Source organism: Geomicrobium sediminis, from assembly GCF_016908595.1.
Lineage (GTDB): Bacteria > Bacillota > Bacilli > Bacillales > Marinococcaceae > Geomicrobium_A > Geomicrobium_A sediminis.
This window is the reverse complement of sequence record NZ_JAFBEC010000001.1, coordinates 195015-218304: the sequence shown is the minus strand read 5'-3', so window position 1 is coordinate 218304 and position 23290 is coordinate 195015. Positions and strand designations below refer to the sequence as shown.

26 protein-coding genes and 1 other RNA gene are annotated in these 23290 nt (G+C 43.4%); 24 read left to right on the top strand and 3 right to left on the bottom strand.

The annotated features are described in order from the left end of the window. The first annotated feature begins 25 nt into the window (after window positions 1-25). The 16 genes from JOD17_RS01185 (at window position 26) to ssrA (ending at window position 17226) form a co-directional block, all read left to right on the top strand. Window positions 26-793 carry a 3-hydroxyacyl-CoA dehydrogenase gene (locus tag JOD17_RS01185; RefSeq protein ID WP_204695340.1) on the top strand — a complete coding sequence of 256 codons (768 nt, stop codon included), beginning with the start codon at window positions 26-28 and terminating at the stop codon, window positions 791-793. A gap of 12 nt (window positions 794-805) precedes the next feature. Further along, window positions 806-1951: an acyl-CoA dehydrogenase family protein gene (locus JOD17_RS01180; RefSeq protein ID WP_204695339.1), complete on the top strand. Its 1146-nt coding sequence runs from the start codon at window positions 806-808 to the stop codon at window positions 1949-1951. 26 nt (window positions 1952-1977) lie between these two features. Further along, window positions 1978-3132 (top strand): thiolase family protein, encoded by a 1155-nt coding sequence (locus JOD17_RS01175; RefSeq protein WP_204695338.1) that lies wholly within the window; start codon window positions 1978-1980, stop codon window positions 3130-3132. Between the two features lie 14 nt (window positions 3133-3146). After that, complete coding sequence (locus tag JOD17_RS01170) at window positions 3147-4271, top strand: CaiB/BaiF CoA transferase family protein (RefSeq protein ID WP_204695337.1); 1125 nt, start codon at window positions 3147-3149, stop codon at window positions 4269-4271. A gap of 147 nt (window positions 4272-4418) precedes the next feature. Continuing rightward, a complete protein-coding gene (locus tag JOD17_RS01165) occupies window positions 4419-5939 on the top strand; it encodes a class I adenylate-forming enzyme family protein (protein WP_204695336.1) in 1521 nt (506 codons plus the stop codon). A gap of 73 nt (window positions 5940-6012) precedes the next feature. Beyond that, window positions 6013-7641 carry a class I adenylate-forming enzyme family protein gene (locus JOD17_RS01160; protein ID WP_204695335.1) on the top strand — a complete coding sequence of 543 codons (1629 nt, stop codon included), beginning with the start codon at window positions 6013-6015 and terminating at the stop codon, window positions 7639-7641. A gap of 148 nt (window positions 7642-7789) precedes the next feature. Then, entirely contained in the window at window positions 7790-8377 is a 588-nt protein-coding gene (locus tag JOD17_RS01155; RefSeq protein WP_204695334.1) for a TetR/AcrR family transcriptional regulator, read from the top strand. 130 nt (window positions 8378-8507) lie between these two features. Beyond that, window positions 8508-9278 carry an enoyl-CoA hydratase/isomerase family protein gene (locus tag JOD17_RS01150; RefSeq protein WP_204695333.1) on the top strand — a complete coding sequence of 257 codons (771 nt, stop codon included), beginning with the start codon at window positions 8508-8510 and terminating at the stop codon, window positions 9276-9278. Between the two features lie 212 nt (window positions 9279-9490). Further along, window positions 9491-10282: an IclR family transcriptional regulator gene (locus JOD17_RS01145; protein WP_204695332.1), complete on the top strand. Its 792-nt coding sequence runs from the start codon at window positions 9491-9493 to the stop codon at window positions 10280-10282. Window positions 10283-10296: 14 nt separating this feature from the next. Further along, window positions 10297-11076, top strand: coding sequence for an enoyl-CoA hydratase/isomerase family protein (locus JOD17_RS01140; protein WP_204695331.1), 780 nt, complete (start codon window positions 10297-10299; stop codon window positions 11074-11076). Between the two features lie 38 nt (window positions 11077-11114). Then, window positions 11115-12293: a CaiB/BaiF CoA transferase family protein gene (locus JOD17_RS01135; RefSeq protein WP_042360475.1), complete on the top strand. Its 1179-nt coding sequence runs from the start codon at window positions 11115-11117 to the stop codon at window positions 12291-12293. A gap of 15 nt (window positions 12294-12308) precedes the next feature. After that, complete coding sequence (locus JOD17_RS01130) at window positions 12309-13457, top strand: acyl-CoA dehydrogenase family protein (RefSeq protein ID WP_204695330.1); 1149 nt, start codon at window positions 12309-12311, stop codon at window positions 13455-13457. 13 nt (window positions 13458-13470) lie between these two features. Continuing rightward, window positions 13471-14667: a thiolase family protein gene (locus JOD17_RS01125; protein WP_204695329.1), complete on the top strand. Its 1197-nt coding sequence runs from the start codon at window positions 13471-13473 to the stop codon at window positions 14665-14667. A 3-nt stretch (window positions 14668-14670) separates the two neighbouring features. After that, window positions 14671-15948, top strand: a complete 1278-nt coding sequence (locus JOD17_RS01120) for an acetyl-CoA hydrolase/transferase family protein (protein WP_204695328.1) — start codon at window positions 14671-14673, stop codon at window positions 15946-15948. A 32-nt stretch (window positions 15949-15980) separates the two neighbouring features. Next, the gene (locus JOD17_RS01115) at window positions 15981-16742 is read left to right on the top strand and encodes an SDR family NAD(P)-dependent oxidoreductase (RefSeq protein ID WP_204695610.1); all 762 of its coding nucleotides are present in this window, start codon (window positions 15981-15983) and stop codon (window positions 16740-16742) included. Window positions 16743-16850: 108 nt separating this feature from the next. Then, window positions 16851-17226, top strand: a transfer-messenger RNA (tmRNA) gene (ssrA, locus tag JOD17_RS01110). A 75-nt stretch (window positions 17227-17301) separates the two neighbouring features. Here the strand turns inward: ssrA and JOD17_RS01105 are convergent. Genes JOD17_RS01105 through JOD17_RS01095 form a run of 3 tightly spaced genes read right to left on the bottom strand, consistent with a single transcriptional unit; the run spans window position 17302 to window position 19215 of the window. Next, window positions 17302-18363: a site-specific integrase gene (locus tag JOD17_RS01105; protein ID WP_204695327.1), complete on the bottom strand. Its 1062-nt coding sequence runs from the start codon at window positions 18361-18363 to the stop codon at window positions 17302-17304. A 14-nt stretch (window positions 18364-18377) separates the two neighbouring features. Beyond that, window positions 18378-18779 (bottom strand): ImmA/IrrE family metallo-endopeptidase, encoded by a 402-nt coding sequence (locus tag JOD17_RS01100; protein ID WP_204695326.1) that lies wholly within the window; start codon window positions 18777-18779, stop codon window positions 18378-18380. A gap of 13 nt (window positions 18780-18792) precedes the next feature. Beyond that, a complete protein-coding gene (locus tag JOD17_RS01095; RefSeq protein ID WP_204695325.1) occupies window positions 18793-19215 on the bottom strand; it encodes a helix-turn-helix domain-containing protein in 423 nt (140 codons plus the stop codon). Window positions 19216-19515: 300 nt separating this feature from the next. Here JOD17_RS01095 and JOD17_RS01090 point away from each other — a divergent pair, with 300 nt between their 5' ends. The 8 genes from JOD17_RS01090 (at window position 19516) to JOD17_RS01055 (ending at window position 23273) form a co-directional block, all read left to right on the top strand. Then, entirely contained in the window at window positions 19516-19719 is a 204-nt protein-coding gene (locus JOD17_RS01090; RefSeq protein WP_204695324.1) for a helix-turn-helix domain-containing protein, read from the top strand. Then, complete coding sequence (locus JOD17_RS01085) at window positions 19716-19943, top strand: helix-turn-helix transcriptional regulator (RefSeq protein WP_204695323.1); 228 nt, start codon at window positions 19716-19718, stop codon at window positions 19941-19943. The genes JOD17_RS01090 and JOD17_RS01085 overlap by 4 nt, the downstream gene beginning before the upstream one ends. Before the next feature lie 29 nt (window positions 19944-19972). Further along, window positions 19973-20200 (top strand): group-specific protein, encoded by a 228-nt coding sequence (locus JOD17_RS01080; protein ID WP_204695322.1) that lies wholly within the window; start codon window positions 19973-19975, stop codon window positions 20198-20200. Window positions 20201-20324: 124 nt separating this feature from the next. Beyond that, the gene (locus JOD17_RS01075) at window positions 20325-20474 is read left to right on the top strand and encodes a hypothetical protein (RefSeq protein ID WP_204695321.1); all 150 of its coding nucleotides are present in this window, start codon (window positions 20325-20327) and stop codon (window positions 20472-20474) included. Between the two features lie 156 nt (window positions 20475-20630). Beyond that, window positions 20631-20816, top strand: a complete 186-nt coding sequence (locus tag JOD17_RS01070; RefSeq protein ID WP_204695320.1) for a helix-turn-helix domain-containing protein — start codon at window positions 20631-20633, stop codon at window positions 20814-20816. Window positions 20817-21326: 510 nt separating this feature from the next. Then, on the top strand, window positions 21327-21554 hold the full coding sequence (locus JOD17_RS01065) for a hypothetical protein (RefSeq protein WP_204695319.1): 228 nt from the start codon (window positions 21327-21329) through the stop codon (window positions 21552-21554). 79 nt (window positions 21555-21633) lie between these two features. Then, entirely contained in the window at window positions 21634-22092 is a 459-nt protein-coding gene (locus JOD17_RS01060) for a hypothetical protein (RefSeq protein ID WP_204695318.1), read from the top strand. Next, a complete protein-coding gene (locus tag JOD17_RS01055; RefSeq protein ID WP_239575093.1) occupies window positions 22089-23273 on the top strand; it encodes a DUF2800 domain-containing protein in 1185 nt (394 codons plus the stop codon). Before JOD17_RS01060 ends, JOD17_RS01055 begins: the two co-directional genes overlap by 4 nt. Window positions 23274-23290: the final 17 nt, after the last annotated feature.

The window sequence follows — 23290 nt, the reverse complement described above, 5'->3', positions numbered from 1 at the left end:
ACTTGAGATCGAAAGGGGTATTCAAATGGAGATTGCTAAGAAGACGGTTGTCGTAACAGGTGGAGCGTCTGGTCTTGGAGAAGCGGTTGTACGCCAATTTGTTGAAGCGGGAGGAACCGCAGTTATTCTAGATGTAAATGAAGAAAAGGGCGGAGCGTTAGCAGACTCGCTAGAAGATAAAGCTGTTTTCGTAAAGACAGACGTCACGAATGAAGAAAGTGTTGAAAGCGCTTTAAAAGTCGCAGTTGATCACTTCGGCAAGATCGATGTACTCGTCAATTGTGCGGGTGTAGGTGGCGCGATGAAGACGTTTGGACGTCAAGGAGTACATGATCTTGCACACTTCACGAAGATTATTAACATCAACCTGATTGGTACATTTAACGTCTTGCGATTAGCAGCAGAGAAGATGAGTGAGAATAGTCCAACTGACCAAGGGGAGCGTGGCGTCATCATTAATACAGCATCTGTTGCTGCGACAGATGGGCAAATCGGTCAGGCGGCTTATAGTGCGTCAAAAGGCGGTATTGTCGGAATGACACTGCCGATTGCAAGAGATTTATCTACACTAGGTATTCGTGTGATGACCATTGCTCCAGGGATCTTTGAAACGCCACTTATGGCAAATGCGCCAGAAAAAGTGAAGAAAGCACTCGGTGAAATGGTGCCATTCCCACCACGCTTAGGTGAACCACCAGAGTTTGCCCAACTCGCACTCAGCATCATTCAAAACCCAATGTTAAATGGAGAAACAATCCGCTTAGACGGTGCAATTCGTATGCAACCAAAATGATGAGGTGAGACGATGAAGCGAACGGTATTTAAAGAGGAGCATGAATTATTCCGTAAGTCGATTCAAAGATTTCTAGATTACGAAGCGATGCCCTATTACAAGGATTGGGAGAAAGAGAAGCAAGTCCCTCGCTCGTTTTGGAAGAAGATGGGCGAGCAAGGGTTTCTCGCACCTCAAGTTGCTGAGAAGTACGGTGGTATGGGCACGAACTTCTTATATAACGCATTGCTCTCAGAAGAATACAACCGCGTAGGCAGTGGTTTAGGTGGGGTTGGTGTCCATAGCGACATCACCGTTCCTTATATTGAAGCCTTTGGCAGTGAAGAAATTAAAGAGCATTATTTACCGAAGCTCGTAAGCGGTGAGATGATCTGTGGAATTGCGATGACTGAACCAGGAACAGGTTCGGATTTGGCGAACGTCAAAACGACGGCAGTTCTTGAAGGCGATCATTATATCGTCAACGGTGAGAAAACCTTTATTACTAACGGTTATTACGGTGATCTGTTCGTCGTCGTTTGTAAAACCGATCCAAATGCTGAACCCGCACGTCGTGGAATTAGCCTTCTACTCGTGGAAGCAGAGTACGATGGATTTTCACGTGGTAAGAAGTTAGAGAAACTAGGTCAGCACGCCAACGATACGAGCGAGCTAGTCTTTGAAAATGTGAAAGTACCGAAAGAGAACCTGCTAGGAGAAGAGAATCAAGGCTTCTACTATTTAATGGAAAAGCTACAACAAGAACGTTTAATGCTATCGATTTCTAGTATTAACACAGCGAAGATTGTGCTTGATCAAACGATTGATTATGTAAAAGAGCGAAAAGCATTTGGTACACCGATCTCTAAGTTTCAAAATACGCAATTTAAAATTGCAGAAATGAAATCAGAAATTGAAATTGGTCGTACATTTGTTGATCGTCTCATTGAAGAGCATACAGCAGGCAACAAAGTTGTAAACGAAGTCTCGATGGCAAAATGGTGGGTGACGAGCTTGTATAAGCGAGTCGTGAACGAGTGTTTACAGTTGCATGGTGGGTATGGCTATACCGAAGAGTATGATGTAGCAAGACGTTACCGTGATGCTGCGGTGACTTCGATCTATGCTGGTTCAAATGAAATTATGAAAGTAATTATTGCAAAGAATGAAGGATTATAAATCAGAAGATTAAAGGAGGTCATTTCATGAGAGAAGTCGTTATTGTAGAAGCCGTACGTACGCCTGTTGGTAAGAACCGGGGGGCATTAAGCGGGATCCGAGCCGATGAATTAGCGGCGTTGCCGATTAAAGAAGTCGTGAACCGTGCTGGGATTGATCCGGGACTTGTTGAAGATGTGATTTTAGGGTGTGTAAGCCAAATCGGTGAGCAAGCTTTAGACGTCGCTCGTAGTGCAACGTTAATTGCAGGGTTTCCGATTGAAGTCCCAGGAACGACCGTTGATCGTCAGTGTGGTTCGAGCCAGCAAGCAGTAAGTTTCGCGGCACAGGCAATACTGAGTGGTGATATGGACGTTGTCATCGCTGGTGGTGTTGAGAGCATGTCCCGTGTTCCGATTGGTTCAACGAGACAAGGTGTAAGGCCTAGCCCGAAATTATCTGAAAGGTTCGAATTGATCCATCAAGGGTTGTCTGCAGACCGGATCGCAGATCAGTGGGGATTTACTCGGGAACAGATGGATGAATACGCCTTTGAAAGTCATCGTCGTGCGGTGGAAGCGCAAGACCGTGGCGGCTTCCAAAGTGAAATTATGCCGATTGAGGTAACACTCCCTGATGGGACGACGGCGACAATAACAGAAGATGAAGGGCCTAGAAGGAATTCGAGTGTCGAAAAACTAGCTACATTAAAACCAGCTTTTGCCGAAGATGGCAAAATAACAGCGGGGAACTCGAGTCAGATTAGTGATGGCTCAAACGCCTTGTTACTCATGAGTAAAGAGAAAGCAGAACAACTCGGGTTAAAGCCGCGCTTTAAAATTGTTGCGCGCTCGGTAACCGGCTCTGACCCTACGCTCATGCTAACGGGCCCAATTCCTGCGACTCATAAAGTGTTGGAAAAAGCGAATCTATCAATTGAAGAGATTGATCATTTTGAAGTGAATGAGGCCTTTGCAAGTGTCCCGATGTGTTGGCTGGAAGAGTTCAAAGTTGATCCGAAAAAGTTAAATCCAATTGGTGGTGCAATTGCGCTTGGGCATCCACTTGGAGCGAGCGGTGGACGATTAATGATTAGCATGATGAATGAGCTAGAACGAACAGGTGGAAGATACGGTCTTCAAACGATGTGTGAAGGAAATGGGATGGCAAACGCGACGATTATCGAACGAATCGTGGATTGATAAGGAGGACTTCAATGCCACTTACATCTGTAAAAGTATTGGATTTAACTCGTCTTCTTCCTGGGCCGTATTGTACGATGATGCTTGCGGATTTTGGAGCTGAAGTGATTAAAGTTGAAAGCCCTGATGTGGGAGATTATGCACGGGAAAGCCCGCCTATTGTTGACGGCGATGGTGCGATGTTCCATAGCCTCAATCGCAATAAGAAAAGTGTGACACTGGACTTGAAAAGCGATGAGGGTAGGGATCAGTTTCTAGCGCTTGTTAAAGATGCAGACGTCATCGTCGAAGGGTTTCGTCCTGGCGTGATGGAGCGTCTTTCATTAGGCTATGAAGAAGTAAAACGAGTGAATGCTCGCATTGTGTATTGTTCGATTACAGGATACGGTCAGACAGGTCCTTATGCAAAAAAAGCCGGTCACGATGTGAATTTTATTAGTACAGCCGGATTGTTGAATCTAATCGGTGATGAGACAAAGCCACAAATCCCTGCCGCGCAAATTGGGGATATTGGTGGTGGAGGATTAACGGCTGCGGTTGGAATTTTAGTCGCTCTATTGGAACGAGAGCGTTCAGGTGAAGGGCAATATGTCGATATTTCAATGATGGACGGTGCGGTCTCTTGGATGCAAACATTCTTGCCTCATTTTCTTATGGGAGGCAAGGAGCCTAGCCGAGGCAACATGGTCTTAAGTGGTAAACTTGCTTGTTATGAAACGTATGAAACAAAAGACGGTCGTTGGTTTGCGGTAGGCGCACTTGAACCGAAGTTCTGGAAGAACTTCTGTGAAAAGCTTGGACGTCTTGATCTCATAGAACAACACCGTGCATCAAGTGACGTACAGCGCCGTGTGAAACATGAAGTACAGTCAGAATTCTATAAACGAGACTTTCATGAATGGCAGAACGTCTTTTTAGATGCGGATGCTTGTGTCACACCAGTTCTTACGTTAGACGAGATGGTCGATGATCCACAAATCAATGATCGTCAGATGATTCTTCCATATGGAGCAATGAAAACGATCGGATTCCCGATCAAACTTTCCCGCACACCTGCGAAACTAAAAGAATTGGCTCCGAAACTAGGCCAACATAATCAAGAGGTGTTAACAGCTCAAGAACAACTAAGAGAAACGTAGACGGTTGCGAATTCGAATCATCAACCGTGTATGTGCAAAAGGTCGGTGCCAATCATTTGTGGCAGCGACCTTTTCAGCAAAATCGTGTTGGCACAATCACTTCATAAGAAACTCATTTGTTTTTATAGTAAAGGTGGTATGTGATCAATGATTTACTCATTAGTAAAGGAGAGCGTAACAAAAGAGGAAGATCCATTCGTCCACTTTGAGGGAGAAGCGCTGCGCTATTCTGAGGTGTTGCAACGAGCAGACGGTTTTGCTCAACACCTAGTCAGTCTCGGAATTAACGCTCGTGATCGGGTGGCATGGCTCGGAACTAATCATCCCCATTTCATCGTTTCCTTACTTGCTTGTTCGAAACTAAATGTGACATTCGTTCCGTTGAACTATCGGGGAAAGTATGCGGAATTGCAGCAGATGGTTGAGGATAGTGGCGCAAGAGTTATCGTGAGTGAACGTCGTTATCGTGAGCTGGCAGACGACTTAAATACGCACTGTCGTACAATTGAACAGGTTATTTCGGCAGAGGAAGTGTATGTGGGGCAAGAACCGCTTGCTGTTACGCAAGGCGCTAATGATGATTTGGCATATTTGATTTTTACGAGTGGGACGACATCACAGCCAAAGCCTGTGATGATTACGAGCAAAACGATCGCAAACTTTCTTAGTGTGTATCCGAATGCAGACTCCATTGGTAAGACGGTCTCATTGCTTCACGCCCCGAACTTTCACATTGCAGGTTTGTTAAATGCGCTTTTATCCTTAGTAGGAACGAATCATATTGCGATGCTTCGACAATTTGATGCTCGTCAGTGGCTACAAGCTGTAGAAGACGTAAACGTTACGAAAACATTTCTAGCTCCAACGATGATGAAGCTAATCACCGACACACTTCAAGAGCGCCAGTATGATCTTAGCAGCTTGCAAAGTATTGTGTACGGGTCAGCGAAAGCTCAGTTACCGGTACTAGAAGCATTTATGAATGGTTTACCAGAACAAACAGCGGTCACCCACGTGTATGGCATGACGGAAACGTTGTCCACAATTACGCTATTAGGATCTGACGTGCATGATGAACATCGCAAACGTCCAACTGAACAGACGAAGCGACGCATTCAATCGGTCGGGAAGCCACTTCCTGATGTGGAAATTCAAATTTGGGATTCTGAAGGTCAAGTGTTGCCGGCTAATGAAGTAGGAACGGTTGTGGCTCGTACATCGCGAACGATGCAAGGGTATTACAATCGTCCAGAGGCGACGGCAAAAGCATTACAAGGCGGTTGGTACGTATCGAGTGACGCGGGATATCTAGATGAAGAAGGATACTTGTATGTTGAGGGACGACTTGACGACATGATTATTCGTGGTGGTGAGAACATTGCCCCGAATGAAATTGAGGAAGTCTTATTGTTGCATGAAGGCGTATACGACGTTTCGGTCGTACCTCGTGTCAGCGAAACGTGGGGGCAAGAAATTGTAGCGGTCATCGTACCTAGTCACGCGAAGAACACCTACAGTGAAAAAGAACTCCAAGAGCATGTAAGGCAACACTTGTCTAGTTTCAAAGTTCCTTCTGCATGTCATTTTGTTGATGAATTGCCTCGCAATGCCACCGGTAAGATATTGAAGCAACCTTTAATTAAGGCAGTAGAAAACTTAAAAATGTAAGCGTTAACATATGAAGATTAAATGTCGTGTGAGCGAACGGTTATGTGAAAAAATTCGATGGAGGCGATGAACGATGACACAGCTGACGTATCCGCAACAGCCTGTGCACCACATATTAAAAGGGAGTGCAAGGCGCTATGGGGAGCGGCTCGTGTTAATTGACCAAGAAGAACATCTCACCTATGAACAGCTTTATAAAGATAGCCTGAAATTCGCTCGTGCCCTCGTACGGCTTGGTATTGAAAAAGGCGATGTCGTTTGTGTGCATCTTCCGAACTGCTCATCGTTTCTTGTTGCTTATTACGGGACGTTGATAAGTGGGGCGACATTTACACCGGCCAATCCCTTATTATCTGAAGATGAGTTGTCTCATCAATTAAACGATGCGAGAGCACGAGTAATCATTACGTCGAACTCAGCGGTGTCTTTTAAAGAGACATTGATCGAACACATCATCTATGTCAGTGATGAAGGTGTAGAAGGTTTGAATTTCAAGCAACTGCTTCAACAAGAGGAAGCCACTCCGGTTGCAATTGACATAGATGTGGAGAGTGATTTGGCGCATATTGCATACACGGGAGGTACAACTGGAAGAAGTAAAGGCGTTATGCTTACGCACGCAAATGTTGTCACAAACGTTGTTCAGTCGTGTTGCTTTACAAACGGAGGCGTGGCGGAAGTTGAAGATGAAGCGATCGTATTAAATGAATTACCAGGTGATAAGGAGAAGTATGCCATTCCGTTTGGTACAGGAAGGTTATTAAATGTAACGCCTTGGTACCATGCCATGGGAACAGTCGGTTATTTGAACAATGTGCTACTTCAAGGTTCAACGATTATTTTAATAAAGCGGTTTGAGCCCAAATCATTTCTAGAGGCGATTGCCTACCACCAAGTGACATCGGTCGGTGGAGCAGCGCCGATGTTTCATGCACTCATTAATGTTCCAGGCATTGAGAAGATGGACCTTAGTAGTGTGAAGCAAGTCCGTTCAGGAGCATCGCCAATTTCTAAAGTTGCATTGGAGAAGTTAAAAGGTATTTTCCGTAATGCAACAGTTACGGAAGCATACGGGTTGAGCGAGGCGACGATGATGTTAACATCGAACCCTGCAGAAATTGGAGGAAAGACGAAAGTGGGCTCTGTAGGAATTCCTACGTACGATACAAAAATTCGCATTGTAAAAGAAGACGGAAGTGAAGCGGCGACAGGAGAAGTTGGTGAAGTAGCTGGCAAAGGACCACAAATCATGCAAGGGTATTTGAATAATCGGGAAGAAACAGCGATTGCCTTACGTGATGGCTGGCTTTACACCGGTGACTTAGGTTACGTAGACGATGAAGGGTACGTATACATTGTCGATCGCAAGAAAGACTTGATCTTATATAAAGGATACAACGTCTATCCGAAGGAACTTGAAGAGATTCTGTACCGACACCCAGAAGTTGCGACAGTCGCAGTCGTCGGTGTCCCTCATGAAATTAACGGTGAAATCCCAGTCGCATTTGTCGTGTTGAAAAACGATCAACCAACAGAACCGATGAAACAGGCGTTAATGGGCTACGTAAACGATCAAGTAACACCGTATAAAAAAATCCGTGAGGTCGCGTTCGTCAAGGAATTACCGACAAGCGGGGCAGGGAAGGTTTTGAAACGAGCGTTAAGAGATCGCGCAAGTGAGTGGCTGAAATTAAACCAATAGCTGTCCATCTATACTTGTCTACGTGGTCTGCTCACGAGCAGTTTAAGGGGAAAACAGCTGTGATCGTAAAATAAATAGAAATTTCAAAAGATTAATTTGACATTTAAAAATTGAACCCATAGAATTTATGTCAATAAGGTGTGATGATATGTCATTGAGAGAGCGAAAGAAAGAGAAGAAGATCAATGAAATTATGAATTCTGCCATGGGTTTAATCTCAAAAAAAGGATATCATGCAACGACGATGGATGATATTGCAAGTGAGTTACTCATGACGAAGGGGTCGTTGTATTACTATTTCAAGGATAAAGAAGACCTTGTCTTTTATTGTACGAAGCAGTTGCTCGGTGAGAGTATTCAGCAGGCGGAAGAAATTGAGCGATTAGACGTGAACAGTCACGAGAAATTGCACAAAGCCATCGTTGTCCACATGGAATACTTATTAACCGAAAGGTCAGGCTTTGAAATTGGGTCAAAGCCGAGGTCGTTCTTTTCTGGAGAGAAGCTGGACCATGTCGTGAAACTCCGGCACGATTATGCATCGTGTATGGACCGTATGATTGAAGAGGGTATGGCGTCTGGAGAGTTTGAGCAAGGTGATGTGAAAGTAAAACGGAACCTTTTATTAGGTGCGATGAATTACTCAATTTCTTGGTACTCACTGTCGGGCCCATTAGACATTACCGAGACAGCTCATAAAAGTGCTGAACATTTAATGAAGATGTTTGTGAAGTAACGGAAGGGAGGAACGGGAAGTTTCATCATGTGATTTTGAGAGCGCAGTCACTCGAGTGATGGATCGAAAATTGAGGTCATAATATACGACGCAATAACAACGAGCGTTGAATTAAAGAGGAGATGTTACGATGTACGAAGTGATTTCTTTGGAGAAAAAAGGTCCAATTGCAATTGTAACGATCGATAACCCACCGATGAATCCACTCAATATTCAAGTGCGTACTGAACTGATTTCTATGGTTCGTGAGCTTGAGCAAGACGATGATGTTGTCACGCTCATCATTCGAGGAGCTGGAGACAAAGCATTTGTCGCTGGAGCGGACATCAAAGAGTTTCCGCAACGCTTAAAGCAACAACAGCAATCAGCAGATCAAGAAAGTGTCTTTGAAGTGGTTGCGAATACACCAAAACCTACGATTGCTATGTTGAATGGCTATACGTTAGGCGGTGGGTTAGAACTTGCGCTCGCGTGTGACTTGCGGGTTGCTGAAGATCATGTGAAAGTGGGCTTCCCTGAAATTAAGCTCGGTTTACTTCCAGGTGGTGGCGGAACGCAACGCTTACCGAAGATCGTCGGACCATCAAAAGCGAAGGAAATTATGTTTACAGGTTCTCAAATTGAAGCCGAAGAAGCGTTAGCACTCGGCATTGTGACTGAAGTCGTACCAAAAGGCGCAGGTATGGAGAAAGCAGAGCTTCTCGCAACGAAAATCTCCCGGCACTCGTTACAAGCACTGTCGAGAATTAAAAGCTGTGTAAACGTAGGAGAAGAACAACCGTTGAGTGAAAGCTTGCAATATGAACGGCAAATGTTCCAAGAGTTGTTTAGTACTGAAGACGCAAAAGAAGGCATTAGTGCATTCATTGAAAAACGTCGACCGGTCTTTACACATAAATAATCACAAGGCGAAGTCAAACGTCATTGACTTCGCCTTTAGTATAAAAGAAGAAATCGTCTAAATTTTATTGACAAAATAAGTTTTTATATATAAAATTTTCTGTAAGCGATTACAGTTAGGGGTAGTTTGTTTCGACAAGAAATCACGTTGTAATCGCATGAGAGCCCCGATGAATTTTTACGAAGGGGCGGATTGAAGGAGGTACTCCACCGTTGCTTACTGGAGATCAGAAGAAAAAACAAAAAGCAAAGTATAGTGTACCTGCCGTAGATAGTGCATTTAGAATCTTAAGGTTACTAAGTCGCAAGAAGTTCAGTGATAGCACAGTAACAGAAATCGCAAACGCGTTAGAACTGCAGCCCACAACGTGCTTTCGAATTCTACAACAATTAAAAGAAAGCTCGATTGTTACCTTCCATGAGAAGTCAAAGCGTTATCGCCTAGGGCCTTACCTCGTCGTACTTGGTGAGCGGGCGAAAGAAAATTCTCTCGACTTGGCGTTAGTATTGCCATATCTTGAGAAGATTTCTGAGAATACGGGTCTTACATCTGTGATCGTAAGTCGGGTAGGTAAGATGAAGACAACGATCGTTGCGAAAGTAGAAGGTGGAGACTTTGGCGTTCATGTTTCAGTCGGTCGTCATTTTTCTATTGAAGCAGGCGCATATGGAAAGTGTTTGCTCGCTTACATGCCGCCAGAGGAACAACAAGACATTTTCCGAGAGCTTCATGAGAGTGAGACGTTTGAAGACGTCTCAAAGATTGAACAAGAACTACCAAGTGTCGTAGAAAAGGGATATGCAACAAACTACGGAGAGTCAATTGAAGGGATCTTTGGTGTTGCAGCTCCGATTTTTAATGTGAATCACGATGTCGAGATGAGCATTTGTTTGTTTGGGATGACAGCAAGGTTGAAGCAAGATGAACTCGAAGAAATCGGAAGTTATTTACATAGTGTTTCTAAAGAAATCAGTCGCAAGATTCAAGGGGCTGAACAATTCTAAAAGGAGTCGATGCTATGCAGCCGTCATTCATTGTTAAAGAGAAAGTAGGTACAGTTCTAAGGATTGCGCTAAATGTACCAGATACAAGAAATGCACTTTCCATGGAGTTACGTTCTGAACTGTTGCAAGCGTTAGAGGAAGCTGAACGTGATGAAGACGTTCGAGTCATCATTTTAACTGGAGAAGGAAAAGCATTCTCCGCAGGTGGCGATCTAAAAGCGTTAAAAGGAATGACAACACTTAAAGGTCGACAGCGATTGCAACAGTCACAACCACTAATCTTTAAGATGCTAGATATGGAGAAGCCGATTATCGCTTCGGTGAATGGACCGGCTGCTGGCGCTGGGTTTAGCCTCGTCCTTCTTTGTGATTATGTGATCGCTTCTGAACAGGCGTTTTTCGTTCAGTCGTTTGTTCATGTAGGGCTCGTGCCGGATTTTGCGGCGCTTCATTTTTTACCGACACTAATTGGTAAGCAAAAGGCAAAAGAATTGATGTTCTTAGGAGAGCGTGTGACCGCACAAGAAGCTGAACAATTAGGCATTGTGAATCGAGTTGTCGCTCACGACTCTCTGCAAGAGGAAACGTATGAAGTTGCCAAACGGTTAGCGAGTAAATCGCCAGTATCGATTGGCCTTACGAAGAAATTACTGAATTCTCATATGAATCGGGATTTAAAAACGTTGCTAGAACTTGAAGCGAGTGCTCAAGACTTATGTTTCCAGTCTGATGATTTTAAAGAAGGTGTATCGGCGTTTTTTGAAAAGCGTAAACCTGAATTTAAAGGAATGTAGCAGATCGCACATTCATGCCAATGAAAAGGGATGATTCGATGGAAGCTTTGTTACGAGGAATTAAAGTGCTGGACTTAACGCGGTTACTTCCAGGTCCATATTGCACGATGTTTCTATCTGATCACGGAGCGGATGTTATCAAAGTGGAAGAGCCAACGCTCGGTGATTACGGTAGAAGCACTGAACCAATCGTAGACGGATATAGTGCGAGGCACTTGTCAGTGAACCGCAACAAACGTAGCCTCTCACTGAACTTAAAGAGTGAAGAAGGAAAAGAAATCTTTTTAAAGCTCGTTCAAGATGCAGATGTCGTTGTGGAGAGCTTTCGACCAGGTGTGATGAAGAAGCTCGGATTGTCGTATGAAGAACTGACGGCGTACAAAGAAGACCTCATTGTCTGCTCAATCTCAGGTTTTGGTCAAGACGGACCTTACGTGAAGCGTGCAGGTCATGACCTTAATTACATTGGGTATGCGGGCATCTTAGGATTAATGGGTGAAAAAGGACAGACGCCACCTCCTCCGAGCGTCCAAGTGGCCGATCTTGGTGGCGGTTCATTAATGGCACTTTCGGCAATCTTAATGGCTTTGTTTTCAAGGGAACGAACGGGCAAAGGACAATACATTGATATATCGATGTTGGATGGTGCGTTGTCTTGGTTATCTGCGATCGCTGGAGGTCATCTCGAAAAAGGAGATCTCCCTCAACAAGGAGAGTTCAGGTTGTCGGGTGTGAAGGCCAGCTACTCTGTGTATGAAACGAAAGATGCCAAGTACATGGCGGTCGCTCCGATGGAAGAGAAGTTCTGGCGTCGTTTTTGTGAATTGATTGGTCGTGAAGATCTCATTGAACACCTCCACGACTCACTTGAAGGTCAAAAGCAAATGAAAGAAGACCTCCAACAACTCTTCTACACGAAAACACAAAAAGAATGGACCGATTTGCTTGCGCATGAAGAAACATGTGTAAGCCCTGTAAATGATATTGAAGAAGTGTTGCGTGACCCACAAGTTGAAGCACGGAACATGATTATTGAAACCGAGCACCCTGAACTTGGGACTTTGAAGCAGCTAGCTTCTCCGCTTAAATTTTCCGGTGCCGATGCGCAAATAGAACGAGAAGCACCAACGCTTGGACAACATACCGATGAAATTCTATCGGAACTTGGGTATTCAAAGGAAACGATTCAGCACCTACGACAAACAAAACTAATTTAATGGAGGTTTTTTTCAATGACAGTTGTATTTTCAGAAGAAGTAAAAATGCTAAAAGATACCGTGAGAGGGTTCATAACGAATACCGTTGAGCCGGTAGCTCATGAGATTGAAGAAAACGACCATATTCCAGCAGAAGTGATGAAGAAAAGCAAGGAACTTGGGCTGTTCGGATTAAGTATTCCAGCTGAATATGACGGTCTTGGCATTACGATGTATGACAAGTGCGGGATTTACGAAGAACTCGGAAAGACCGTGAACGGTTTTACTACGGTTATTGGAGCACATACAGGAATCGGTAGTGTCGGCATTGTTGAATTAGGGAACGAAGCGCAAAAACGCAAATACTTACCCCCAATGGCAAGTGGTGATTGGATCGGTGCATTCGCACTTACTGAACCGAGTGCAGGGTCAAACGCTGCCAACTTAAAAACGACAGCGGTGAAAAAAGGAGACCACTACATTCTTAATGGTTCCAAGCACTTTATTACGAACGGTACGATCGGTGACATATTTACGGTAATGGCGGTTACAGATCCGGAAAAAGGTGCAAAAGGGATTACATCGTTTATCGTCGAAAAAGACTTCCCTGGATTTATCGTTGGAAAAGTCGAAGAGAAAATGGGTCTGCACGGTTCACAATCAGTTGAATTATTTTTCGAAGATTGCGAAGTGCCTGTCGAAAACGTACTCGGTGAAGAAGGTCAAGGTTACGTGAACGCGTTGAAGATCCTTGCAAACGGACGTACTGGTTTAGCGGCAAGAAACTTAGGCTCTTGTATTAAATTGTTGGATCTTTCAATGAAGTACTCCCTTGAGCGAATTCAATTCGGCAAGCCAATCTTCGAACAACAAATCATTCAACATTACTTAGCGGACATGGCAACAGACATTGAAGCACTATCAGCAATGACGTACAAAATTGCCAAAGACACTGATGAAGGCAAAAAAGTCATTAAAGAAGCGGCAATGGTCAAGCTTTACGGATCAGAAGTGTACAGCCGTGTCGCTGATTTGGCCGTCCAAATTCATGGCGGTATGGGTTACATGCGTGAATTCTCAATCGAGCGTTACTACCGTGATGCGCGTATTACGAGAATTTACGAAGGAACGTCTGAAATCCAGAAAAACATTATTGCGGCTCAGTTGAAAAAAGAATATTCATAAGAGGTGATTGTGGATGAGAGAAGTTGTTGTAGTGGATGGTGTTCGAACTGCGATTGGTCGTATGGGTGGAACGTTAAAATCAGTTGAACCAGATTATCTAGCGGCACATGTCATGAAAGAACTACTCGAACGCAATCAATTTGACGGGAATGATGTGGATCATGTCATTCTCGGACACGTCAAACAGAGCACAGAACAACCGAATATTGCTAGAAAAGCAGCACTAAGAGCAGAGATGCCGATTGAAGTTCCTGCTTATACGGTTCATCGTCAGTGTGGTTCTGGTTTGCAGTCAATTAATAACGCTGCTCAAGAGATTATGAGTGGGTTAGGAGAAGTGATCGTAGCGGGTGGTGTTGAGAGCATGAGTACAGCACCGTATTACATTCGTGGCGCGCGTTTCGGGCTTCAAGCCGGCAACAGTGTGATCGTTGATCCGAATACCGAAAGCCAACCGAAAGCGCAACCAGAAGAAGTGTATGGCCACCACTTAACGATGGGCTTAACCGCGGAGAATTTAGCGGAGCAGTACGATATCTCCCGTACAGAACAAGACGAATTTGCATTGCGAAGCCAAGAGCTTGCAAAGTCAGCAATTGAGCGTGGCGCATTTAAAGATGAAATCACACCGTTTGAAGTGAAAGAACGAAAGCAGACGATCTTGTTCCAAGAAGACGAACATCCACGGGCGACGAACCTTGAGAAGCTCGGCAAGCTAAACGCCGTCTTTAAACAAGGTGGAACGGTCACGGCTGGGAACTCGAGTGGCAGAAACGATGCCGCCGCAGCAACGCTCGTTATGTCAAAAGAAGAAGCAGAGCGCCGTGGACTGCAACCGAAGCTACGCGTTGTCGCTCAAGCAAGCGCGGGTGTCCGTCCAGATTATATGGGGATCGGTCCTGTACCATCAACACACAAAGCATTAAAACAAGCCGGTCTCACGTTAGACGATATTGATTTGATTGAGTTAAACGAAGCATTTGCAGCGCAAGCATTAAGCGTCGTGAAAGAACTCGGAGCCGATCTAAACCGTGTGAACGTGAACGGTGGTGCAATCGCGCTCGGTCACCCATTAGGTGCAACGTGCAACATTCTTACGATCAAATTAATGAACGAAATGAAAGTAAGAGGAAGTCGCTACGGCTTAGTAACGGCGTGCATCGGTGGAGGACTTGGAATCACGACAATTTTTGAAAACTTACAGGTGTAAGTGATGATTTCATATACGCCAATCGATCAAGCAATTGCCCAGATTCCTAAAAGCGGTACCGTCGTTTTACCTGGCCTTTCAGGGGAACCGTTGCACCTTCTCGACGCACTCGTGTCAGAACGTGAACGCTTTACAGGTTTGACGATTTATCATATGCCACTTGCAACGCCATGTCATTATGCAAATCCGTTTTATAAGGAGCACTTTCAGATTCGTTCGTTTTTATTAAACGGTCAAGTGAAAGAAGCGGTTAAACAGAACATGGCTGAGTATGTGCCGATGAACCTGTCTAACGTTCCAGGTTATATGGAGACTCTACAGCCAGATGTTGCGTTCATCATGTGCACAGAACCAAACGCCGAAGGGCACACAAGCTTAGGTGTTTCATGTGATTATACGTTGGCTGCGCTTCGAGCGGCAGACGTTGTGATTGCCGAAGTGAACCCGTCGCTGCCATGGACAGACGGTGCGCCAGTCATTTCTACGGATGAGATTAGCTACTTCGTAAAAGGTGAAGGGCAATTAAACGAGCTGTCGGCCGCGACGCCAGGTGAACTTGAGCAACAAATCGCAACACATGTGGCGACGCTCGTACCTGACAAAGCGACGATTCAAGTAGGAATTGGCTCTTTAGCAAATGCGGTCGTCGCATCGTTGCATGATAAACAAGAGCTCGGTGTTCATACAGGGACATTCCCAGAAGCGATGATTCAATTAATCAACGATGGGGTCGTCACAAATGAACATAAAGAAATGGATCAAGGCAAAGTCATGGCCACGTGCCTCGTCGGCTCAAAGGAATTGTACGCCTTTGCCGATCGCAATCCCCTGATAGCGTTGCAACCGTCCAACTACACGCACCATACCGCAACAATTGCTAAGCTTTCCAATTTCATTGCCATTAACTCTGCGATTGAAGTCGATCTTGTCGGCAACATCAACGCAGAAATGATTAATGAAACGTTTGTTGCAGGTGTAGGTGGGCAAATGGACTTCATGCGTGGCGCGATGGCGTCTCGTGGTGGGAAGTCAATCATCGCTTTGCCGTCAACGGCAAGTCGTGGCAAGCGATCAAGAATTGTCATGAACGTCCAAGGGTTTACTTCTACGAAATCGGACGTTCATTACGTTGTTACAGAGTACGGGATTGCCTCGTTATTCGGGAAGAGCACGAGTGAACGTGCAGAGGCATTAATCGACATTGCCCACCCGGACTTTCGGGAGGCACTTCGACAAGAGTTTTATGAACAGGTTGGACAACATGAACCAAAGAGCGTGTAAAGAGAGAGATCGGAGAAGGAGAGATTTTCGTGATGAAACGTTTTGATACACGCGTGGCTGTCGTAACAGGCGCGAGTCAAGGAATCGGTGCAAAAACGGCAGAGATGTACGCATTGGAAGGCGCATCGGTTGCGCTGTTTGATGTGAATGTTGAAAAAGCCGAAGAAGTTGTAAAGCAAATTGAAGAGCAAGGCGGCACAGCCATGGCCGTACGTTGTGATGTGAGTAACAAAGAAGAAGTCCAAGATGCGATGAAACAAGTCGCAGAACGTTACGGCCGCATTGATATCCTCGTTAACAATGCCGGGGTTACTCGTGACAGTCTTCTGTTCAAATTAGAAGAAGAGGACTTCGATCTTGTTATGGATACACACTTAAAAGGCGCGTACCTCTGCTCAAAAGCGGCACAAGCGTATATGGTGAAGCAAAAGTACGGCAAAATCGTGATGCTTTCTTCGCGCTCTGCACTCGGAAACCGAGGGCAAACGAACTATTCTGCCGCCAAAGCAGGGCTTCAAGGAATGGCCAGAACACTCGGCATCGAGTTAGGCCCATTTGGCATTAACGTCAACGCGGTTGCACCAGGCTTTATTGAAACGGATATGACAAAAGCCATTTCAGAGAAGACAGGCATTCCGTATGAAGATGTGAAACAAGGCGCAATTGATCAGAACAACATTAAACGCGTAGGAACACCAGAAGACGTCGCAAATACGATCCTATTCTTAAGCTCAGACCAAGCAGGCTATGTGACAGGGCAAGTCATTTATGTCGCCGGTCGCGTCGTCGGCTAATCGTTAACCATCCGCAGAACGTTTCTGCGGATGGTTATGTAATTGACACATGTTTTATTTAGTGATAGTATATACTATCCAGAGGGTAACCTCTGCCTCATACACCATGGGGACGATACGGATTCGACAGGAATAGGTCGAGCTTAGACCGCGAGTCGAGCTGGGTAGGCTCGTAAAAATGCCCACGCCTATAATTGGCAAAGCTAAAGAAACTTTCGCAACACCAGCTCTAGCAGCTGCGTAAATAACGTTGCGGATCCTTCCTTCTATCGCCCATGTGGAAGCTTCGAAGGGTCTCACTTATTAGTGGGCTACGCTGTCTGACCCCCGTCTGAGGTCAGCAGAAGAGACTAAACAGACTAGCGTTCATCTAAGCCTGTTGCTAGGCCGAAATGATCGCGAAATGATAATATAGCAACTACGCTCGTAGACGTTTAAGTATCGTTATTTCTGGACGCGGGTTCAACTCCCGCCGTCTCCACCAATACTTAGCAAACACCTTCACCACAAGGGGTTTACGTTGGTGGTAACATTTTTGGTAACATATCAATTTTCAAGTTTAGAAGTCGTTTTCCATTTGGAGGACGGCTTCTTTTTCTGTACTAGGGTACAAATGGCTATAAATGTTTAATGTTGTCGATATATCACTGTGACCAAGTCTCTGAGCTACTATCCCAGGAATGGCATTGTTATTTATTAGATAGCTTGCGTGGCTATGCCTGAAATCGTGGATTCGAATCTTCTTTAATCCTGACAATTTTAGATACTTCGTAAAATAACGATCTAAAGTCGTTGTTGAAGTGTAATCATAAACTTCACCAAAAACAACATAGTCTAGTTTTTTGTGACCCTGGGCCACCTGTAGATCAGAAAGGAGTGACATTGTGTGCTCCGGCATAATTATTGTTCTTCTGCTAGCTTTTGTTTTTACACTAGTTACGTTGCCTTTGTAGTACGTTTTATTTATTGTAATCTTGTTATTTGGAAAATCAATATCATTCCAAGTTAACGCTAAAGCCTCTCCTTTTCGCATTCCACTGTAATAAAGTGTCATGAACAGAGTGTGATAGAAGGGATCATCTATCTTTGAAAGAAAGCATTTGAATTCCTCGAGTGTCCAGTAATCAACATGACGCTCTTCTTCTAAATCAACATTTCCAACAATAGCAGCTGGATTCAGCTTAATGTATTCTTGTTTTATTGCGTAGTTGAATACTGCCGATAGCGTAGTGTGTATTTTCTTCACATGGTGTGCTGAGTAATGTTTATCGATTAACTTGTCTTGAAATTTAGTGATATCGCGGTTTCTGATAGCGTCAATCTTTCTCTTGCCGAAGTTTGGGTTTAAGTGTGTTCTTATCAAACTAGACAGTTTACTGTAAGAAGATTCCTTCCTTCTTTTTTTGTACCAACTTAAATATTCAAGAGCAACTTCTGAAAATAGCATGCTTTCATCTTTTGTTTCTTCATTTTCCCAGTCAATTAACAGTTGAGCTTCTGCGAGTCTAGCTTCTTTAGGTGTTTTAAAACCCCTACGTTTAATCTGTTTAGTTTTACCATTTCGCAATTTTACACGAGTAACGAAATAATGAGTGTCATTTACGTCTTTATAAACAGTCAATCTTATTCACGCCCTTAGTTAGGTTGGAGGTATTCAAGAGGGATGCCGTATTCATACAACAACTCATCTTTAGTGATGGTTTTGTCCGAAAACAAAAGCATAGATGCAAAATAGTTAGCTTCTTTCTCAATGCTATCAGTGGAAAAAAGAGTGTATTTATTGAGGAAAGACGTGTTTTCATTAGGGTGTAGTATTGCATGCCCCAATTCGTGAGCCACCACAAATAATCTTTGTTTATCACGCACCTCTTCATTAATGTGAATAATCGGAATACGAGACATGTTAGAGTAATAGCCCCATATACTTCCTAAGAACTCAAATTGAACTAAGATCTTTTTTTGTTCAGCTATTTTATATGGATCAGTTGTATTATATTTTCTTTTTAACTGATCCACTCTCTCTTTAATATGATCCATTAAATCGACACTCCTAATTTCGGTATTTTTTAGGGGTGAATTTCTGTTTTGCTATTTTCTTGGATATTTTCAGCGAATGTCTTAGTGAATCAATGAGTAGTTCACGATCCTCTTCGTCCAAATCGTCTATTCCTCTGCCACCAAAAGCCGCGTATCCACCATTGTCTAAACCTGCGATCATTTTTTCAAGATCTTTTTCAATGTTAGCCTCATCTTTATCAGTGAGTTCGTAGTACCTTTTCTTGTCAGTTTTGCCCAATAGATAGTCCACGCTTACGTCGAAAAACTCGCTGACTAATTCAATCTTACTGATACTAGGACTGGAAGTATCCCATTTTCTTACTTGACCGTTAGATATACCAGTTTTTCTTTCTAGTTCAGCGATTGTAATTTTTTGTTCGTCACAGAGTTTTTTAATTCTATTCACCAAACTCATTGAGCTACCTCCTGGAGCTTATGGGATAAAATATCAAATAAGTTAATAATGTGTTGACAATTATTTTATTTGATATTATTATGTGTACATAAGCTAATTTATTGGCTAAAAAAGGCAACAAAAATATGACTTCGCAATATACAATTTTAATGCTGGGGAGCAGACAAAATGTATTAACCGCGGACTTTTTATGTCTTATTTAGCTCTGCCTTCATAATATCATATTCGCTAATTAGGGTCAAATAAATTAGCTAATAAATTAGCTTAATATTTGCATTTATTTACAGAGGAGGTGAAACGGTGAGTAAGTACACTGAGTTCGGAGCAGAAGTTCGAAAAGAATTGTTGCTAAGAGGTAGATCGGTGAGGTGGCTAGCTGAAGAAATAGGAGTGTCGGCACCTTATTTGACAGACATTCTTAAAGGCAATCGAAAAGGAACAGCAGTAAAAGTGAAAGTTCAAGAAATATTGAATATCGAATCAGTTAAGGAGATGAGGTTTTGAAGAACTACAAACTCTATATTGCTCGAAAAGAGCGAAAGCTCCGCCAGATAGACATAGCAAAGAAGTTAAGTATATCTAAGCAGAGTTATTATAAAAAAGAAAACGGGTTGAGTTGTTTCACTCAAATTGAAATGAATATGCTTGCAAAGATATTTAATTGTAGCCTGGATGATTTATTTTGGTATGAAGAATCAAATATCGAGTCAAAGTTACATCTATTATAATCATTCCTAAAAGCTAAGGAGTGATCGTAATGATAGAAATTAAGATTGACCGCGATGAAATAAAAAGCTTGATTGAGCAAGAGATGAAAAAAGCGCTAGAAGAAACAGACAACGAACTCTTGTTTTGGGATTCTAAAGAGCTGAAAAGAAGAACTTGTATGGGATGGAATACCATACTAGATCAATTTTTCCACGATCCTGACTTCCCAAAATATAAGAAGGGTGGTAAATGGTACTATCCGGCAGAAGAAACCTAAGAGTTTTTGATCAACTGGCTGAAAGAATGAACTTATAGCAGTTCCTAAGTGAAGGAAGTAGCTTCATTTAGAAGGTTAGATATAATTCGTTATTATCATCCCTAAATACTGAGGAGTGATTGAAATGAAAGAACGAAAAGAAATTAACCATCAAAACAATTTAAAGCAACCTTCACAAGAAGCGCTTTACCAAGCATTGCATTTCATCTATACCCAGGCTTATCCTCGCATCTTGAGAGAAGAACAAATTCGAGATGATGTTGATCAAAAATAGGAGGTGACAAAGTAAATGCATAAATCACTTGAACGATTTTTCTTAGAATTTGCAGTAATTATGCTTGCTAAAGGTAGAAAAAACACTGCGGATTGGGCTTATAAGAAGTCGTTGAGTTACGGATCAAGGTAAGAAGTATGAGGAGTTGAAAGTAACGTGCAGCATCTAAAGGAGATTAGAAAAAGACAAGGGCTTAGTCAAGAGGGCATGGCAATGCAAATCGGAGTATCGATTTCATATTACGAGAAAGTAGAAGGCGGTTTTAAAAATCCAAGCTTTCAATTTCTTGTAAAACTAAAAAAGAGTTTTGGTGAAAAAGTTGACCTTAACAAGTTCTTTTAAATTAAAAAGACACTTCTCCACCCTACTGGAAAAGTGCCACGGAAATTTTTAAAAAGCTTTTAGTTAGTAGGGTAACTACCACAACTTCGCTGGTATCGTCTCCAGCACTGCAAATGGCGTAATATCCACTGTAATTTTTTAACGTGCTTAGGTATGTAAATGTCACCCATGAAACGGAGTTAGTGTCTCCCTAGCATGTCTGCCATTACTACCTTTCCCTCTAATTTTTACGTCTTAGGAAGACGATTGCAAGCCAGCAACGCAAGACCTGCGACTACAGATTCAATTACAAAAGCACAGTGAAGTTCAAAAGTTTGCCCATTAGGCATCACTCCTATTTACACAGGATCTTTGAACAATTCTATTTTAGCAAAATTATCACTATTTGTGAAGATTGGAGGTGGAGGTTTTGGTTGATCCGCATAAAAGTCAAGAGCCGATGATCATGATTGTAGGAATTTTAACGTGGTTCGGTTGCATGGCTTTACTAATTTAAGGAGGTGAGAAGTTTTGAAGGTGTACGTAGTTGAAATTGACAATATTATGGGGCTTAACGAGCATCGAGTTTTTAATCGTGAACGTGAGGCCATCCAATTCCTAATCGATCGCACCGGCAGACCTTTTAATTTAGGGCGAGTTGATAAAGTAATTGAATTAAACACAATTAATTGCGCTGCACAAGAAGTCGAGATTACGGTTTTTAGAAATGAGTTGTCTTTAACAAAAAAAAAAAGCTGATCAAGCAGCCACTTGATCAGCACACAAAACTATAGATAGCTGGATTATAACACAGTCCAGTCTAGAGAGGAAATTTTATATGAATCATACCATTAGCGTTGAAATTAAAGCATCACCTGAACTTTTGGCAGTATTACAAGGACTAGCTGTGACATTTGGGCAAGCTGACAATTCAGTCCAACAAGAGCAACCGTCTTTAGATCATAAGGCTTCAAACGTTAGTCAAGACACGCCAGTGCAACCGCCAACGGTTCCAACACAACCACCACAAGAGCCAGTGCAACAGTCGCTAGTTCAACCACCGACTCAAGCACCAATGAATCAAGCACCGACTGAGCCTCACACCGTGCCGACGACTGCTCCATCTTATTCATTTGACGATTTAGGCATTGCGGGTAGGACGCTTGCTGAACAAGGTCACGGAGATCAAGTACGTAACGCGATTCAATCACTTGGTTTTGCCTCGCTTGTAGAAGTCCCACAAGAGCAGTACAACGCCTTGGCACAAAAATTCCGTGAGCTAGGGGCAAAAATATGATAGCAGAGCAAGGACATGCAGCTCGTGCTCATGCTTTGTTGTCTGCATCTGGTGCTGTTCGGTGGCTTAATTGTCCACCGTCAGCACGGCTAGAGGAAGGTTTTGCAGACACAACTTCTGATCACGCAAAGATCGGTACGCTTGCTCATGAAATCGCAGAAATTAAGCTTCACAAGCAATACACGGCTGGTTTCGGTCAAAAGAAATATGACGCAGCACTAGCAGAGTTTGTAGAGCACGGACTGTATGACGAGGAAATGCTTGAGCACACAGACGCGTATTTAAATGTCATCAAAGACATCGTTAAACGTCTAGGTGGCAAACCTCACGTAGCAATTGAACAGCGTGTGAGCTATGACAAGTACGCACCGGAAGGCTTCGGGACTTCTGACACGATCGTTGTAGGTGACAACGCGATGTACGTTGTTGACTTTAAGTACGGCACAGGCGTGCCAGTGTCAGCCGAAGACAATCCACAAGCAAAGCTTTACGCGCTGGGTGCTTATGAAATGTACGGCTTTCTTAGTCAGATCGACGAAGTGCACATGGTGATTGTACAGCCAAGACTTTTCGATGAACCTTCACACTGGTCAATATCAACGACGGACTTACTTTCATGGGGTGAATCGATTAAGCCCGTCGCAGAACAAGCCTTTAAAGGTGAGGGTACGTTTAATCCTGGTGAACATTGTGGCTTTTGCCGTGCACGTTTCCAGTGTCGAGCACGTGCTGAACAATTCAGCCCACTTAAAGATTTCGGAGATCCGAAGCCTAAACCTGATTTGATGACGCATGAAGAGGTTGGAAAAGCATTAGAAATTGGGAAGCACTTAGCGCCCTGGGTTAAGGACTTGGAAAAGTTCGCACTCTCTGAATCATTGAACGGAAAAGAAGTGCCAGGTTTTAAAGCTGTCCACGGTCGAGGATCACGGGCATTCGTTGATCAAGATAAGGCGTTCGAGCATCTTCAAAATAACGGTTATGATGAGTCAGTTTTGTATGATAAGAAACCTCTATCCGTTGCACAACTTGAAAAGATGCTCGGTAAGAAAGATTATCGAAAGCTTTTAGAAGAAGAAAAGCATGTAGAGAACAGTCCAGGTAAACCGACACTTGCACCGGAGTCAGACAAGCGCGTAGCAATTACTCACGCCCCTGCTGCAAGTGAAGACTTTCAATAAATTAAATAAGAGGAGAT